The sequence below is a fragment of the Nostoc sp. genome (genome assembly GCF_036917935.1).
Classification (GTDB): domain Bacteria; phylum Cyanobacteriota; class Cyanobacteriia; order Cyanobacteriales; family Nostocaceae; genus Nostoc.
The window spans coordinates 176,806-192,117 of the sequence record NZ_JBALEL010000054.1 but is presented as its reverse complement, the minus strand read 5'-3'; the positions used below and the strand labels follow the sequence as shown (position 1 = coordinate 192,117).

General features: G+C 43.6%; 13 protein-coding genes and 1 pseudogene. 7 read left to right on the top strand and 7 right to left on the bottom strand.

Annotated features, from left to right (window positions below; all coding sequences use genetic code 11):
- Positions 1-201: pseudogene (locus tag V7K62_RS24065) on the top strand (hypothetical protein); the annotation flags it as partial.
- A gap of 157 nt (positions 202-358) precedes the next feature.
- On the opposite strand, the gene V7K62_RS24060 reads toward V7K62_RS24065, so the two are convergent.
- Positions 359-1,066: a diacylglycerol/polyprenol kinase family protein gene (locus tag V7K62_RS24060; RefSeq protein ID WP_334868487.1), complete on the bottom strand. Its 708-nt coding sequence runs from the start codon at positions 1,064-1,066 to the stop codon at positions 359-361.
- A 56-nt stretch (positions 1,067-1,122) separates the two neighbouring features.
- The gene (locus V7K62_RS24055; protein ID WP_334868507.1) at positions 1,123-2,874 is read right to left on the bottom strand and encodes a DUF3685 domain-containing protein; all 1,752 of its coding nucleotides are present in this window, start codon (positions 2,872-2,874) and stop codon (positions 1,123-1,125) included.
- A 143-nt stretch (positions 2,875-3,017) separates the two neighbouring features.
- On the opposite strand from V7K62_RS24055, the gene V7K62_RS24050 reads away from it, so the two are divergent.
- Complete coding sequence (locus V7K62_RS24050; protein ID WP_334868485.1) at positions 3,018-6,035, top strand: pentapeptide repeat-containing protein; 3,018 nt, start codon at positions 3,018-3,020, stop codon at positions 6,033-6,035.
- Between the two features lie 68 nt (positions 6,036-6,103).
- Here V7K62_RS24050 and V7K62_RS24045 read toward each other — a convergent pair whose 3' ends face one another.
- Positions 6,104-6,550 carry a Fur family transcriptional regulator gene (locus V7K62_RS24045; protein WP_334868483.1) on the bottom strand — a complete coding sequence of 149 codons (447 nt, stop codon included), beginning with the start codon at positions 6,548-6,550 and terminating at the stop codon, positions 6,104-6,106.
- A gap of 678 nt (positions 6,551-7,228) precedes the next feature.
- On the opposite strand from V7K62_RS24045, the gene V7K62_RS24040 reads away from it, so the two are divergent.
- Entirely contained in the window at positions 7,229-7,699 is a 471-nt protein-coding gene (locus V7K62_RS24040) for a CRR6 family NdhI maturation factor (protein ID WP_334868505.1), read from the top strand.
- A gap of 275 nt (positions 7,700-7,974) precedes the next feature.
- Here the strand turns inward: V7K62_RS24040 and V7K62_RS24035 are convergent, their stop codons facing one another.
- Positions 7,975-8,934 carry a glycosyltransferase family 9 protein gene (locus V7K62_RS24035; RefSeq protein WP_334868481.1) on the bottom strand — a complete coding sequence of 320 codons (960 nt, stop codon included), beginning with the start codon at positions 8,932-8,934 and terminating at the stop codon, positions 7,975-7,977.
- 69 nt (positions 8,935-9,003) lie between these two features.
- Between V7K62_RS24035 and ispD the strand changes: the two genes are divergently transcribed.
- The 3 genes from ispD to V7K62_RS24020 all read left to right on the top strand — a co-directional run bounded on the left by ispD (position 9,004) and on the right by V7K62_RS24020 (position 10,927).
- Entirely contained in the window at positions 9,004-9,693 is a 690-nt protein-coding gene (ispD, locus tag V7K62_RS24030) for a 2-C-methyl-D-erythritol 4-phosphate cytidylyltransferase (protein ID WP_334868479.1), read from the top strand.
- A gap of 171 nt (positions 9,694-9,864) precedes the next feature.
- The gene (gene scpB, locus V7K62_RS24025; RefSeq protein ID WP_334868477.1) at positions 9,865-10,416 is read left to right on the top strand and encodes an SMC-Scp complex subunit ScpB; all 552 of its coding nucleotides are present in this window, start codon (positions 9,865-9,867) and stop codon (positions 10,414-10,416) included.
- A gap of 163 nt (positions 10,417-10,579) precedes the next feature.
- Entirely contained in the window at positions 10,580-10,927 is a 348-nt protein-coding gene (locus V7K62_RS24020; RefSeq protein ID WP_334868475.1) for a DUF760 domain-containing protein, read from the top strand.
- Between the two features lie 43 nt (positions 10,928-10,970).
- On the opposite strand, the gene V7K62_RS24015 is transcribed toward V7K62_RS24020, so the two are convergent.
- Positions 10,971-12,179 (bottom strand): HhoA/HhoB/HtrA family serine endopeptidase, encoded by a 1,209-nt coding sequence (locus tag V7K62_RS24015; RefSeq protein ID WP_334868473.1) that lies wholly within the window; start codon positions 12,177-12,179, stop codon positions 10,971-10,973.
- A 228-nt stretch (positions 12,180-12,407) separates the two neighbouring features.
- Between V7K62_RS24015 and V7K62_RS24010 the strand changes: the two genes are divergently transcribed.
- Positions 12,408-13,301, top strand: coding sequence for a LysM peptidoglycan-binding domain-containing M23 family metallopeptidase (locus V7K62_RS24010; RefSeq protein ID WP_334868471.1), 894 nt, complete (start codon positions 12,408-12,410; stop codon positions 13,299-13,301).
- Positions 13,302-13,431: 130 nt separating this feature from the next.
- On the opposite strand, the gene V7K62_RS24005 is transcribed toward V7K62_RS24010, so the two are convergent.
- The gene (locus tag V7K62_RS24005) at positions 13,432-14,466 is read right to left on the bottom strand and encodes an isochorismatase (RefSeq protein WP_334868470.1); all 1,035 of its coding nucleotides are present in this window, start codon (positions 14,464-14,466) and stop codon (positions 13,432-13,434) included.
- Positions 14,467-14,924: 458 nt separating this feature from the next.
- Entirely contained in the window at positions 14,925-15,143 is a 219-nt protein-coding gene (locus V7K62_RS24000; protein WP_190955524.1) for a hypothetical protein, read from the bottom strand.
- Positions 15,144-15,312: the final 169 nt, after the last annotated feature.

The window sequence follows — 15,312 nt, the reverse complement described above, 5'->3', positions numbered from 1 at the left end:
TCGGAAGTTGAGCCTTTGAACTCGGAAGTTGAGCCTTTGAACTCGGAAGTTGAGCCTTTGAACTCGGAAGTTGAGCCTCTGAACTCGGAAGTTGAGCCTCTGAACTCGGAAGTTGCACCTTTGAACTCGGAAGTTGAGCCTCTGAACTCGGAAGTTGCACCTTTGAACTCGGAAGTTGCACCTTTGAACTCGAAATTTTGAAAATTCTAAAACTCTCAGAACTTACGCACTCAAAACCTGAAGCTTCGATCCCCCCTAGCCCCCCTTAAAAAGGGGGGTATCTCAATCAAAAGCCCCCTTTTTAAGGGGGTTGGGGGATCTCTTATCGACTGGGAACGAGGGAATATTAAATTTTGGTTTAAAACCCCTGCATTGCTACCCACACTACCCCAGCCGCTACTAGAGGTACGCTGAGGTTATCTGTGCCGTGGGGTGAGACTGCCTCTGCTAGGGTTGCAAAAGTAGCAGTTACCACCGCCGTCAACAATGCCCATCCTGAACCGAAAGGCGTTGCTAGGGGACTCAGCGACGAACCAGGTAGCAATAACAGCACTAAGAAAATCGTCACTGTACTCGCTACAAACATTGCTGCTGAACCTTCCCAGGAACGTACAGAATTTCCCACTTGGTATTTATGCTGCCCGAAACGTCTACCGATTAATGCTGCTAGTGCATCACCCCAGGTCATCGCCATTATCCCAGCTACAGCGATTGGGGCGCTATCTACTGGCCCATCCGGTCGCCACAGTAGCCCGAACAGCAGCGTCACTGAGATCGCGAAATAAACCGTACCAGGTGAGCTATCTTGGGTATCCATTGCGCCGATGATTCGGTAGCGGTAAAACAAGTAATTAAGTCCGATAAAGGTAGCAAAAGGTATAATTCCGATTTCCCAGTGGCTAAACAGTAGCAGGACGCCGAAAGCCCACATCCCTGCACCAATATGGATTACCTTGCGAGTCAAATCCGGCTTCACAGCAAACAGCTTACGCAGTCCCTCGCCAATGACAAGCAGACTGGTAGCGTAAACATAAGAAATTGCTAGCCCGATAAAATCATTTGTCATTTGTCATTTGTCATTGGAGAAAGGCTTACAGAAAGCTGCCTCTCTGAGCGCCTGGTTCACTTCGGTCGATCGCTATTTCGTCTAAAGTTCTTTTCTACTGACGAAACGCTACCAATACCTTGAAGAATACCACGACCGATTAAACCTAAACCCCGACCAACTATTTGGGTAAGGATGAAAACGATACCGCTACCGACAAAAGCTAATAGTGATTTTAAACGCGGTGCGATCGCATCACTAAATTCAAGGAGCAATGTCACGACTAAAGGAATATTAGAAAGTTTTACTAACTCCTGATTTCGCGGAGCATAAACTGAAGTATTGGCAATACCACGAGGCGCAATTACAAATAGTTCATAGCGACTTTCAAAAACTGCTTTTGGCTCATTTATATAATTTTTTAATCTATATTTCCACGACAAATCATTTCTAAACCGTTCAATCTCTCTTGTAGAAATTAATTGGCGCACATAAAAGTTTTGCTTCATCTCTTCTACATCTGCTAAAGAATTTAACAGTGGTTGCACTACCCCATTCGCTACTTGAATCAACAAGTTCTCTAAAATCATTAATGCTTGGGACTTGGCTTCTGCGCTCACTATCGGATAGGAGGTATTATCAATGTTCAATTCTGTTTGAAGTAAAAGATAAGAATATAACTCACAAACTAGCGGGATTTTATTCAGAATATCTCTTTGCACAATCTCTGTATTTTGCAGCAACAAATTAACGATTTCTATATTTCTATTACCTATTTTTATCCGAGAAAACTTCCCAAAAAAGTCTGTAATTGCTACTTGCCATAAATCACATATCAAGGTATTTCTTAGTTCATATAATTGATTTATCTCTATTTGAGAAGTACGCAGTTCATCCAACTGTTCAGCCAATTTTTGCAGGATAAGATAAAGTAATTCTCGTTTTTTATCCTCACGCAAGATGTCAATTTCTAAAGGGATATCTGTGACATTTCGTAAAGCAAATTGAAGTTTAGTAACACAAGATGTAAACAAGGCAGATTGTAGGGTTCCCGGACTAAGTAAAGGTGATACAGTTTGCCTTTGTTGAATGGCACTACTTAATGAAGGAGTCAGAGGCGGCTGATCAGCAACCGGAATCTGTTCCTCTTGCCTTTCTTGTGATGAAACCAACAACCGATTTAGCAACCAACGGGCTGCTAGCAGTTCTCGCCGCCGTCCAGCTAGAATGGCACGATCTAGTACTGATAGTCCGGGAACTTGTAATTGTGCTGTTACTGCGGCTAGGGTAACGTCAATATTAGCGATTCCTGACAAACGTAAATTATTTCGCAGTTTAGAGAAAGGGAGTGAGGAGTTAGGAGTGAGGAGTGGGGAATTAGAAGTTATTATTGCTTTCGTGTCCTGAAACCAATAGGAACCACCATATGTAACTTCTTGCATGGCAGCGACTAACTCAGGAAGTGGTGTACCTTTGGGGCAGTAGCCATTTACACCAATAGATTTCGCAGCCAATAGCAGTCCTTGTTCTTGCACAGAACTGAGGAGCAAAATTGGTAGGTTGGGATATAAGGCTCTGAGTTGCCGACAGAATTGAAAACCTAGCTGTTGACTGGTGGTAGAGCGACCATTACCGAATTCCAAAACCACCAAATTTACCTGGTTAGGGTCTTTTTCGGCAATTTCTGCTAAAATCTGCAAGGCAACGGTATCAGTTTCTACAACTGCGATCGCTTCCAAGTTAGGAATCGCTTCCAGAGCTACCCGTAATCCCAAACGAAAAATCGGGTCTTGGTCGATTAACAATAATTTTAGAGGGCGATCGCTCATAGTCCACTCAATTACACAAGCACTGTTTTTTACCAATCAGAAAACAGCTTTGATCCAAAACTTTGTCTTCCTCATTGTTACCTGTTTTCGCAAACTGATAAATCGATCATAATTGCCATAAACAGCCTTCACTGTGTGATTAAATGAACCTGAGTATTCGGCACTGGTTGGCAGAACGTCAGATCGCAATCAATCAAATCAGAGGATTTTCATCGGGACAATTGGCAGGTATTGCCTACCGTATTGTTCAGGATATGCAAGTCAAAAGCCTGATGCCTTTTGATATCTGTAGCTTGGTAGAGGTTTTAGAACTGCCCTTAAGTATTGTTTGGGAAGAAATCAGTGTTATTTCCCAGTTGACAGAAAAACTGTTGCGTAGCCTCAGCCAAAAAAAACCGTTAAAACGTAACGAAGGGACGTGGCTAGCGTTTCAAATTGCCTATCTCCAGGCTTTGCAAGTAATTCTAGAGCAGGAAACAAGCCTCCAAAAACCGTGGTTAGACCGGGCAATTATACCCATACAACCACACATACTTAAAGAGAACGTAGGTAAACTGATCCTCCAAGATCCGCAACTACAAGGATTGCTGAAAACTCTCAGTCCGGGTAAATTGACTGATACGCAAGCTGAACAAGCACTGTCTTCGGTTGCAGATTCATTACTGGTGCAACAAATAAATAACGCTGCCATAGCTTGGTTAGTTGCCAATGGTGCAGAGGAACCTGAAGCTAAACTTTTAACACAGCGTTTGGTCAACTCACTTCCTGGTGACATACTAGTAGTCGTCACAGAGAATGCTGCACCTTTAGCCCAACTGCAAAAATTTTTCCGTTTGGGGATTTCATTATCTCCCAGTTTGATCGCCCCAGAAATTGGTTCTCCAGTCGGTGAGAAAATTGATTTGCACCGAGAACATTACCGTGCAAGTTTGATTAAAAACCTCAGTATACCTTTGCTGATGGAATCCTTTGCTCTTAAGGATATCTATGTCCCACAAAAAGGCTTACCAATAGAGGAAAATATTTCTGAGCAAGATAAAAAAACTATTAAACCAGTTGATTTAAAAACATGGGCGCAGCAACAGCTAACTGATTTAGAAACGATCGCTGTTATTGAGTCAGAACCTGGTTATGGAAAAACTAGTTTTTGCCAACTTTGGGCAGCACAGGTAGCAGAGGAATTGTACCCTACTTGGATGCCTATAGTAATTAGGTTGCGAGATGTAAAATACGGTAAAACTTTAATCGAAACTCTAAATTCTGCCTTTCCGATTAATCTTTCTACTTGGTTAGAGCAAGAAAATCTCCCTTGTCTGTTGCTGCTGGATGGTCTGGATGAACTGCCTCATTCTGCTCAGGGTATCAGGGCACAAGCAATTTTTATTCAGCAATTACTAAATTTTCAATCTCAGCACCGACACAAAATTGTGTTGACGAGTCGGTCAACGACGTTACCAGAAATTGTCTCGGAACTACCGCTATTGTTGAGGCGAATTATTATTCAGCCGTTGGATGTGGGCGAATTCAAGCAATGGTTTCAACAGTGGACAAAAGTGCAATCATTGCCCATTGCTCAAAATTTCTTTACATTGCTAAAACAGGCAGGGTTATTTACCAACCAATCAAAGTTTAGAGAATTATCTACCCTGATCCGTCAACCCCTAATGCTGCATTTGTTGGGCATTTTGCACCGCGAGGGATTGCTAGATGATGAACTATTGCAGTTAGCTGCTAATGCCCAAAAGTCTTTTCTGTTATGGGAAATTTATCATCGCCTAAGTCTATGGTTGTTGGGTTATCCGCTAATTGGTGGGAGCAAAACGATGCTACTGCGCTCAGGATCGGCTCATATCCACCGAACTCCAGAAGCGATCGCTAATTTACTTGCTGGTCGTCATCCCCAAGATTTACTTGAGCAGATGCAAGCGATCGCTCTCAAAATTTTACACTCGCAACGTCATCAAATTAATCTAGCTGGTGAATTTAATCCTTTACCAGGGTTTTATTTTAAAATTTGGGATGTAGAAAGCTCAAGCGAAAGCGCAGCAAAAAGTAGTTTAATTGAGTTTTCGCATCTCAAGTTAGGAGAATCTCTTTGTGCTGATGCTATTGCTGCCCAACTTAAATTTCTGACTCAGTACCAAGATGAAGCTTATGGTACGCCCACTTTTGTACTTGATTCTCCCAGTAGCGTAGCCCAGAATATTTATAGTTTACTAGGTTACGGGATAGTTAGCCCAGAAATTGAAGAACTGGCGATCGCCGGATTGCGTCGCCAACAAAAGCACAAATTTTCGTTTGAAGTTTTGTTTCAACGTCTTTTATCTTTCTGGCGTGCTTACTGTCAAGGACGTTGGTTAGATGAGGGGATAGCCCACAACGCTTTGACTCATTTTCACGCCCTGCAAAACCCTGTGAATGTTGAACAGGTGAATGCTGCGGTAGGACTAAATGTGTTTTTATTGCTTTGCGCTTGCTACCGAGAAACAAAAGTTCCTTTTTGGCCTTGTGGGAATCCAGTCAATTTGACAGAATTCAATCCAGAGGTGCTGAGTGTGCTAATTGCTAGGACAACGGTTTTGCATAAAAGTGCCTTCGCAATCCGAATCAAGTCTCTGGCTGGACTCAATTTATCGGGAGCATCTTTATTGCAAGTGATGTTAACTGGGGTAAATCTTGAGCAAACAAACTTATCTAATGCGGAGTTAATGGGGGCGAACCTCACAGGCGCGAACTTGCAACACGCAAACCTCACAGGCGCGAACTTGCAACACGCAAACCTCACAGGCGCGAACTTGCAACACGCAAACCTCACAGGTGCAAACCTGCAACAGGCAAACCTCACAGGTGCAAACCTTAATTCAGCTAATCTCACCAACGCCTGTTTTTTTGATGCCATCCTTGCTGAGAATAACAAAAAATTGGCCGCTGATAATGGTGCCTCCTTCTCTAAAGAGTTGTTTCAAAAACTGAAACATTTGCGAGCGCAGCAGCCCTTCTTAAACACCGTAAAAATCACGCCAAACACAAATGTTAATTGGAACAAGACCCCTGCGATGGGACTAATAGAAAGCTCCGAAGGCCGAATTTCGCAACTAGATTTAGATGATGATGAGTCCGATGATGAGACAGTTTTTGGCAATAATTTTATTGGGGAATAGGGAATAGGGCATTGGTTATTCTTCTCCTTGTCCCCAGTCCCCAGTCCCCAATCCCCAATCCCCAATCCCTAGCCCTCTTGCGGGTTGCGGTAGCCAAAAAAGTTAATACTGTAGTCAGTAATTCGCACTCCTGTTTCTTCTTCAATTTTGCGGATCAAATCTTCTGGTAGTTCCACATGAACATCAAGAATTTGATTTGTATCCACACAGTTTATATGACTGTGAGAGTCACTGATATTGCCGTACAAACGCCCATCACAGCGTTCAATACATTCAATGATGCCTTGACTGGATAATGCTTCTAAATTTTGATAAACAGAGGTATGACCGATCTCTTTGCCTTCTTGGTTCAAGCGATCGTAAATCTCTCTTGCAGCAAGATGTTCATTTGCTTGCCAAAGTAGTTCCAGAATAAAGCGACGCTGACGACTGACGCGCATACCCAGGATTTGACAGCGCTCAAGCGCATCTTGTAGGGAACGAATTGGTCTTGTAGTAATTGTTTGTTTTTGCATATTACAGCTTGTTAACTGTTGGGGGAATTTTCCCATCTAAATGTTTATTGGTTATTTAATATATGCAATGATATTGCACACCGCTGTTTTACCTGTACTTATTTTTTGGCTTTTGATGCTGTGGAAGTAACAGGTGGCGATAATGATTTTTTTGCTTGTTGACGGCTACTTTGTCAGACCTTAATCTAAAACAAACTCATTACAACTTTAACTTAAAATTGCTGTAAATGTCCACCTTGGGGCAGGTATTGCCTTACCCAAGTAGGCTAATTCTAATGGCATATATTAATCGTGTAGTAATTATTTAGTTCGATGCGAGTAATTATAGCAATGAGAAAAGTAACATTTAATTTTAGTAAAAATCGGTAAGTGACTGGCGTAGGCGTAGCCCGCCTTCGGCATCGCCAGCGGCTCAGATCAAGGCTAGTAACTGGATGTATATTTGTTATAACCAGCGAAAATTAAGCAAAAGTATCAAATAAATTTCAGCAGGTCAGATTTGGGGCTAAAACTTGTATGGGTTGACCAAATTATCAGCAAAAAAGTATCAGTAAATACTAATTGATTTGTGAAGAAGACTTTGTGCTATTAAAAGTCAATGTAGCGTCAATCCCTGAAAGCTGCTACTGTAGATCCTCGATCCTACAGTTGAGCATCAAGAAAGTGGCTGCTGAATCAATAACAATTGCGATCGCACTCAATAATGACTTCATTAACAATCTGGATTTGTCGCCTGCGTCAACGGTGATTGAAAAACTGTTGCAAGATGGGGTCGCATCCCATGAACAGCAGCTACGCTTTGATATCAATTACAATCTCCAACCTGGCGACCCACGGGAACTCTCAGAAATTCCAGAGGTGCGGCTGTGGTTTGTGCGCCTAGATGCCAAATACCCCTGGTTAGCATTTTTACTAGATTGGAAAGCTGGAGAATTTGCTCGTTATGCCGCCATGCTTGTACCACACCAGTTCAGTTCCCAAGAAGGCATTCAGTACAATCCTGAAGCCTTAGAGATATTTTTGATGCACAAAATCTTTATTTTGGGTGATTGGCTCAAACAGCAGGATATCCCCAGCCTCTCGCGGCTGAAGTCTATGGCCCAAATGCTGGGTTATGAATTAGATGATGCTTTTTTTGAGATATTTTAATGCCGAATAATATCATGTCCGATTGATTGCTTATTAAACTCGAATCACCCCAAAGAGCCAAAGCTACGCTTTATCTCCCCTCCCCTTGCTAAGGGGGAGGGGATTAAGGGGAGACCCTTTAGCGCATAGCGCAGCGTTAGCGAGTCCGCGTTCGCGCAGCGTCTCGTAGAGAGCGTTAGGGGGTTTCCCCCATGAGCATCTGGCGTGTGGGGTTTTAGGGACTTTTACAAGATATCCAAGTAGATTGATTGCAAAAATTAGGACAAAGTGCTGGTTTAGCCGCCCCAAATTTTCTCCAAAACTGCGTTTGGTGAAACATCCGCCGTTTTTCCCGTGGGGGATTCAATAGCCAGGAATTTATCGTTTTTCGGCAACAACTTAGCTGGATCAGTGGGCCCAAATAGGGCGATGGTATAAGTTTGGACTGCAACACTTAGTTGTAGTGCCGCACTATCAGTAGACAACATCAAATTTGCACCGGCGATTATAGCAGTTAACTTGCCAATATCATCTGGGGCAGTCACCTTGATATCTGGAGAAGACCCCAGAAGCGATCGCACAAACTGCTCATCGTCAGTTCCCTTAATCACCACCACAGGCAGATCCGGCTGCTTGTCTTGGAAGCCTTGAATAATTTGATGCCAACTTTCGACAGGGTAGATTTTATCTGGTTCTTTAGCCTGGGATAACTGGCCAGAACCGCCATGAATCAAGATATAGCCTGTTTCATGAACCCCTAAACGTTTTTGTTCCTTTTGTGCCCACTCAATATCTGGTTTTGGCACATTTACTGCTAACTCTGGGACAGGACTATTTATTTCCAACGGTTGCAGCAAGTCATGGTAGACTGCTGCCGCATATTGGGATGGTTTGAATGGCACAGCATGGGTAAGAAAACCCGATCCTTTGCCTTGGTAGCCAATACGTACAGGAATTCCCGTCAACCAGAGTAAAAGACCCACCAACCAATTTTGCTTAACAGCAATGGCAACATCGTATTCGCGATCGCGAATTGTCCCCACTAAATTACCCCAATCTGCCAGACTGTTACGGTCATTAAAATCAAAGTTCAGTACCTCGTGAACCGACTTGCTCACTCGGTAGGCAGCCTTTGACCGGGGTTCAACAACGACATCTATCTGAGCGTTAGGGTAATTGCGCTTCAGGTCATCTAGAGTCGGAAAGAAGAGAATTTGGTCGCCAATTCCGCCAGGTACAAGGGCTACTACTCGCATAATATTTATTGACGCTTACTCGCTCCCTATTTTAGGGGAAAATATATAGCTTAAAGATTGAGGAATTCTGTGTATTTACTAATTCCATCTGCGGGAATCGGAAAAAGAATGGGGAGTAACCGCAATAAACTCCTGCTAGTCGTGCGATCGCAACCAATTATTGCTTGGACTTTATTAGCCGCAGAAGCCGCCAGTACAATCAGTTGGATCGGGATTATTTCTCAATCTACCGATTGGCCGGAGTTCAAAGCAATTATCGCCGATCTGAAGCTGACTAAACCAGTGGAATTGATTCAAGGCGGCTCCACCCGCCAAAAATCTGTTTACAATGGCTTGCAATCTCTGCCAATAGCCGCAGAACAAGTGTTAATTCATGATGGTGCTAGATGCCTGGTCACACCAGATTTATTTAACTCTTGTGCCGAGGCCATTCGCCACTGTCCCGGTTTAATTGCTGGTGTACCCGTCAAAGACACCATCAAAGTTGTCGATGAACAAGGCATAATTAAACAAACACCCGACAGACGGCAACTATGGGCGGCACAAACTCCCCAAGGATTTGATGTTAAGTTGTTAAAACAGTGCCATGCTGAAGGTGTCCGTCAAGGTTGGGAAGTAACTGACGACGCGGCTTTATTTGAAAAGTGCGGCATCGAAGTCCGAATTGTCGAGGGAGAGGAGACAAATTTAAAAGTGACCACTCCACAAGATTTAGCGATCGCAGAATTTATTCTCACAAGTAGAGGGATTGGGAACTAGGGACTGGGGATTAGGGGAACAAAAAAGTGTTTTCCAATGCTCAATGGCTAGTTTCTAATTTGAGAGTGTCAAAATATTCTTTGACTTATGTTATTAAGATACAATCCCATACACTTGTTGATTGTTAGTTGTCAGACTGCTAATGACTAATGACTAATGACTAATGACTAAATGATTACAGCCACAGCGACGAAGATAGAAGCAATTCTCTATTTAAAGGGTAAACCCTTGTCGCTCGGCGAAATCGCCGAGTATGCCGCGTGCGATCGCGCCACTGTCAAAGAAGGCATAATTGAACTAATGGACAACTATGCCCACCGAGATAGCGCCCTAGAGGTAATAGAAACCCCAGATGGTTACAGTTTGCAACTACGGTCTGACTTTCATGATTTAGTGCAAACTATAATACCAGTAGAATTGGGTGTAGGTGCATTGCGGACTTTGGCAGCGATCGCTCTCAATAGTCCCATACTCCAGAGCGACTTGATTAACTTGCGCGGTTCGGGAGTATATCAACACGTTCCAGAACTCGTCGAACTCGGTTTCATCCGCAAGCGCCGAGACAGCGATTCTCGCTCCTACTCACTCCAAGTAACGCCGAAATTTCATCAGTATTTCCAAATCGAACAACTCCCGCAAATACTTTCTACCAGCCAGAAGGAAGAACAACTAGAACTAGAACTAGAACTAAAGGGAGTGGGGAGTGGGGGGATGAGGGAGTAAGGAGTGGACAGTTGACAGTGGACAACTAACTGTCCAATGCCCAATGCCCAATGCCCAATGCCCAATGCCCTTTCCTCTTAAAGACTTAATACCCGTCGTGAATGCGCTAGCCTTGTACTATGGTTTAAAGTGGAGTTAGCAATTAAGCTAAATAAAACTGCCAATGGTGTTTAATCCTGAATTTTTAAATGACAACTCTGAGGAACACCCTAATCAACTTCTTTCCGACCACTCTGAGGAATACCCCAATCAGTTACTCAAATATCTACAGCATCAGTCTCCTGATGTTTTAGCTAGGGTTGCTCAGTCCGCCAGCCCCGAAATTAAACAAATCATCTCGCAAAATGTCCAAGGGCTAGTGGGAATGCTCCCCGCAGAAAATTTCAATGTGCAAATCACAACAGATCGCGACAACTTAGCTGGGCTTCTAGCATCGGCCATGATGACGGGTTATTTTCTGCGCCAGATGGAACAAAGAATGCAGTTAGAGCATTTGTCTAATGGTCAATAATCAATAGTCAGTAGTCAAACATTCTGGGACTATTGACTATTGACTACTTCTTTTCAGGATAAGCTCCTGATTGTACTTTGAAGGTTTGAACTTTACCGCTGCGGTTGACTTCGATAGCTAAAATGTCACCAACTTTGCTGAACTCTACCAGTTTCTGAACTTGGGCTGAGGTTTTGACTGGTTTACCGTTAACTTTTTGAATCACGTCTCCAGGAAGCAGTCCTCCACGCTTGGCTGGGGAATCGTCTGTGACTCCTTTAATTACAATCCCAGCTTCTTGCTGAATGTTTAGTTGATTTTCTTGATTAATCTGCTGTTTTCTGATCGGAGAAAGGTCTGCCATTTCAACACCCAAGAAGGGATGTTCCACATGCCCTTTGGTAAAAAGTTCATTGGCGACGCGGGCGGCCGTTTCAATGGGGATGGCGAAACCGAGTCCTTGAGCATCAGCGCGGATGGCAGTGTTAATACCAATCACTTCGCCTTGGGCGTTTAATAAGGGCCCACCAGAATTACCAGGGTTAATTGCGGCATCAGTTTGGATAAAGCTGACTCGCTTATCTGGGACACCAACTTGAGTGCTAGTGCGATCGGTAGCGCTGATGATACCGATAGTGACAGTATTATCTAAACCCAGAGGATTGCCAATAGCGATCGCCCATTGTCCCGGCACCAGGTTTTGCGAATTGCCCAGTTTCACTGTCGGCAAACCATTCGCTTTTATTTTCACTACCGCCACATCTGTCACAGAATCAACTCCTACCACCTTCCCCTCTAAACTCCGACCATCCTTGAGGGTAACTTGTACTGTATCTGTATCTGCTACTACATGAGCGTTGGTGAGTAATTCTCCATCTTCGCTCAAAATAAATCCCGATCCTGTACCGCGCTCAATGCGTTCTTGAGGAATTGGTTGGTCATCCTCTCCAAAGAATCGCCGCAAGATGGGATTTTTCAAAGCGTCAGAGATCGGATTGGCTACTTTGCGAGTGGCATTAATTCGCACTACAGCCGGGCCAACTTTTTGCACTGCCGTCGCAATAAAATTCACGTTATCGCCACCAGTAGCCCCAATAGCTCCGTTAGGAGAATTCGGAACTACGGATTCTGGGGGCGAAGCCATTGTTACATTTTTTAACTGTTGGAACGAGCGATTTTGTGGCAGAAGATAGCGACTGCCAAACAAACCTGCACCACCGCCAATTACCAGTAAAAACACATAAACCGCCAGTTGCTTTAAGGATAAATTCATAATCGTTTTGCTCAAGAACAGCAATGCAGTTGCTAATTTCTAAGTGTAGTCAAGCTAACGGCAAGTGGACAGATCAATTTACGAGAAATTGGGGATTGGGATTGGGCATGATTATTCTCCCTTGTCTTCCAAGTTTCTAATCCCCAGTCCCTAGTGGCTAGTCCCCAGTCCCCAATCCCCACTCTTCCCATCTAAAATCTAAAGTTAATCCGCTCTTGATCTGTGTACATGACTTTACCCTTTCGTCAACTGTTTCTCTGTAGCTTAGTTAGCGCCTTGGGCCTAGTAAGCATACTGCCATACTCGAACAGTGCTAACGCTGCTGTGGGTGGTTGCCCAACTCCAGCCCTATCTCGCTTCCAACGCCATAAAGTTGTTCGTGGCGAAACTTTGGAAAGCATAGCGCAGCGCTACAATCTCATTCCAACAACTATTATCGGTATGAATCCAGCTTTGCAGAATGGTGCGATCGCAGCCATTGGTAGTGTGCTTCAAATTCCTCCCTACAATGGGATTGTAGTCGAAGTCCCTCGCCGTGAGACTTGGCGACAAGTGGCGGCACAATACAAAGTTCGTGCTGATAGCCTTTTTGAGGTGAATGGTTGCCAACAAGACCCCAGAATCGTATTTGTTCCAGGGGTAAATTGGTCGCCCAATGGTGTTGTAACTAAGTCCCCTTTACCTACTGACGCAGCTACGCCAAACCGTGCATCCCTGTCTGGATATCCTTTGGCACAAGTGGTAACTGTGGGATTAGCTTACGGGTGGCAAATTAATCCGGCAACAGGTGAAGTTTTCTTCCACAGTGGTGTTGACTTATTAGCAGCAGTTGGTACTAATGTGCTAGCGATCGCACCTGGAACTGTAGCCTTTGCCAGCGATCAAGGTTCTTATGGCAAGTTGGTCATTATTAACCACAGTGGCGGACTTCAAAGCCGCTACGCCCAGCTTGACAGTATCAAAGTTACTGTCGGTCAACAAGTGAAAAAAGGAGACTTACTAGGAACGGTAGGCACTAGTGGAAAACCAACATCCACTCAACCGCATCTCCATTTTGAAGTACGTTCTAGCTCATCTCTAGGTTGGGTAGCGCAAGATCCCAAGGGTTATTTGAAGAAATGAGGCTTGTTTTTAAACGCAGCGGAACACAGAGGGAAATGCATAGGCGCTTCTCTACGAGACGCTACGCGAACGCCTTCCCGCAGGGTAGGAACGCGGCGGAAATCTCTGTGTTCCTTTGTGATACTTTGCTTTAAAAAAATGCTATGGGTTCGCTAGATTTTACGATGTGCATTCCTGCTTCTGCAAACCTTGTAAATGCTGCATCTGCCTGTTCTGTGTAGTCAACAACACCGGGAACAACAACGGGGGAAGTGCAATCTTCTAGTAGATAGATTTTTTTCGCAAGGCTAGCATCTACCTGTTTAATTTCTGTTAATAAATCGTCGATTGTCCAGGCAACGCAGTGACTTTTAGCTTGACCACCGATAATAACAGCATCAAATTCTAAAAGTTGTTTTATCAGGCGGATGTTCTTTTGAGCAAGTGGACGTTGCTCAAAATCCTCCAACACCTCTGGACGTAAGATGGAATAATTTTCTGTTAAGGGATTTTCACCTTTGATTTCAAATTGTGTCTGACTCTGACGCGCAATGCAGTGGAAAAATATCGCTTCTTCTACTGATGAAACTAAAGCATGACCAATACCACCCAATATAGAATGATAAGGCCAAACAATAAGCGGATATTTCCCGTCTTGACTTAGTTGCTTAACGTAATGGTAAGCGTGTTTTTCTAATAATTCGTAATCCCCATTAGTAATACTGTTAGCTACTGCTGGGTTTACTTTCCAAATACCTTGTTCGATATCTTCAGCAGTGATGCTAGTCGCTGCTGGCGTTGGATGTTCTCCGGCGGCGTTCACCCAAAAGATCGGATGAAAAATTTGCGTTGCTGTGTGGCTGTCCAGGGTGGGTACAATTTTCGTAATTACTCCCAAGTTGCGATAGATAAACTCACATAACCTGACGTTATCATCCACCGCCGCAGTACCGGATTTTCCACCTACAAATAATTCAAATCCAGGAATGCAGAAGGTGTTTTGGACATCAATTAATAGTAAGCAAATGCTGGTTTTATCTAAAGATGCAGGTTTGATCTCCTGTTGTTTTGCCCAGATTTCAGCTTCTGCTGCACGTTCTTGGTAAGGTACGCGCCAGACTTCGCTCACCTTAGCGGGGTTAAAGTGCGGAGGAATGGATAGTTCGGGTGTTATTTGGGTGTTCATAATTACAGTCGCTTTTATTCTGTAATAACATCTATAATTTCAATCCCCAAATTTTATTAAGTCTAGCGTTATAGCGTTTCCTGATCACATGAGGTACATCATAGTCCCCTCTCGAAGAGCGGGGAGGGGGTTGGGGGTGGGGTTCTTGTACCTCACTTAAGCGAGAACCGCTATACCTTAGTAAACATCATCATGAGAACCTAAGGTCAACAAAGAAATTACTAATTCTCCAGAATCTGGATGAGGAGCAAACTCAAATAGAATAGGATTGTTGTAGTCTACCGAACAAGCCCATGTACCCAATAAATCCCCTTTAAGTTTATGAGTACGCAAGCTAGGGTAAAAGGGATCTTCAGCAAGTTATTGTAATGTTTGCTCAACTACAGAGCGTAATTGCTGATTTCGACGGGCTAAACGCTTAAAATCTCGAATAAATCTTGCACTCCATAGCAGTTGCATCAATCATCCAACTCCGCCATTAAATCAGCAACAGTTCCACTACGTACTTCCCCTTTAGCATAGGCTTCACGAGCTTCTGCAACCGCCTTTAATAAGTCATCCCGTCGCTGTTGTTTGAGGCGCTTTTGGATAATATCTACAAGAATAGCCTGAGCTTCTGGATCTAATGCTTCTACCGCTTCTATGGCTTTCTGGAATGTAGATGTTTTTTCTAGCATGGCCGTCAAAGAATTTGGTGATAAGTCTAATTTAGCTCGTGGTAGGGGCGATCGCTCCTCATCTTATTTATTTAATAGTATATTTGTATTATTAAAAACAAAATTTAGCGTTAGTGAAGCTTAACGAAGTTTAACGAAGTTATCGCTCTCATCCAAACTTCGCAACATC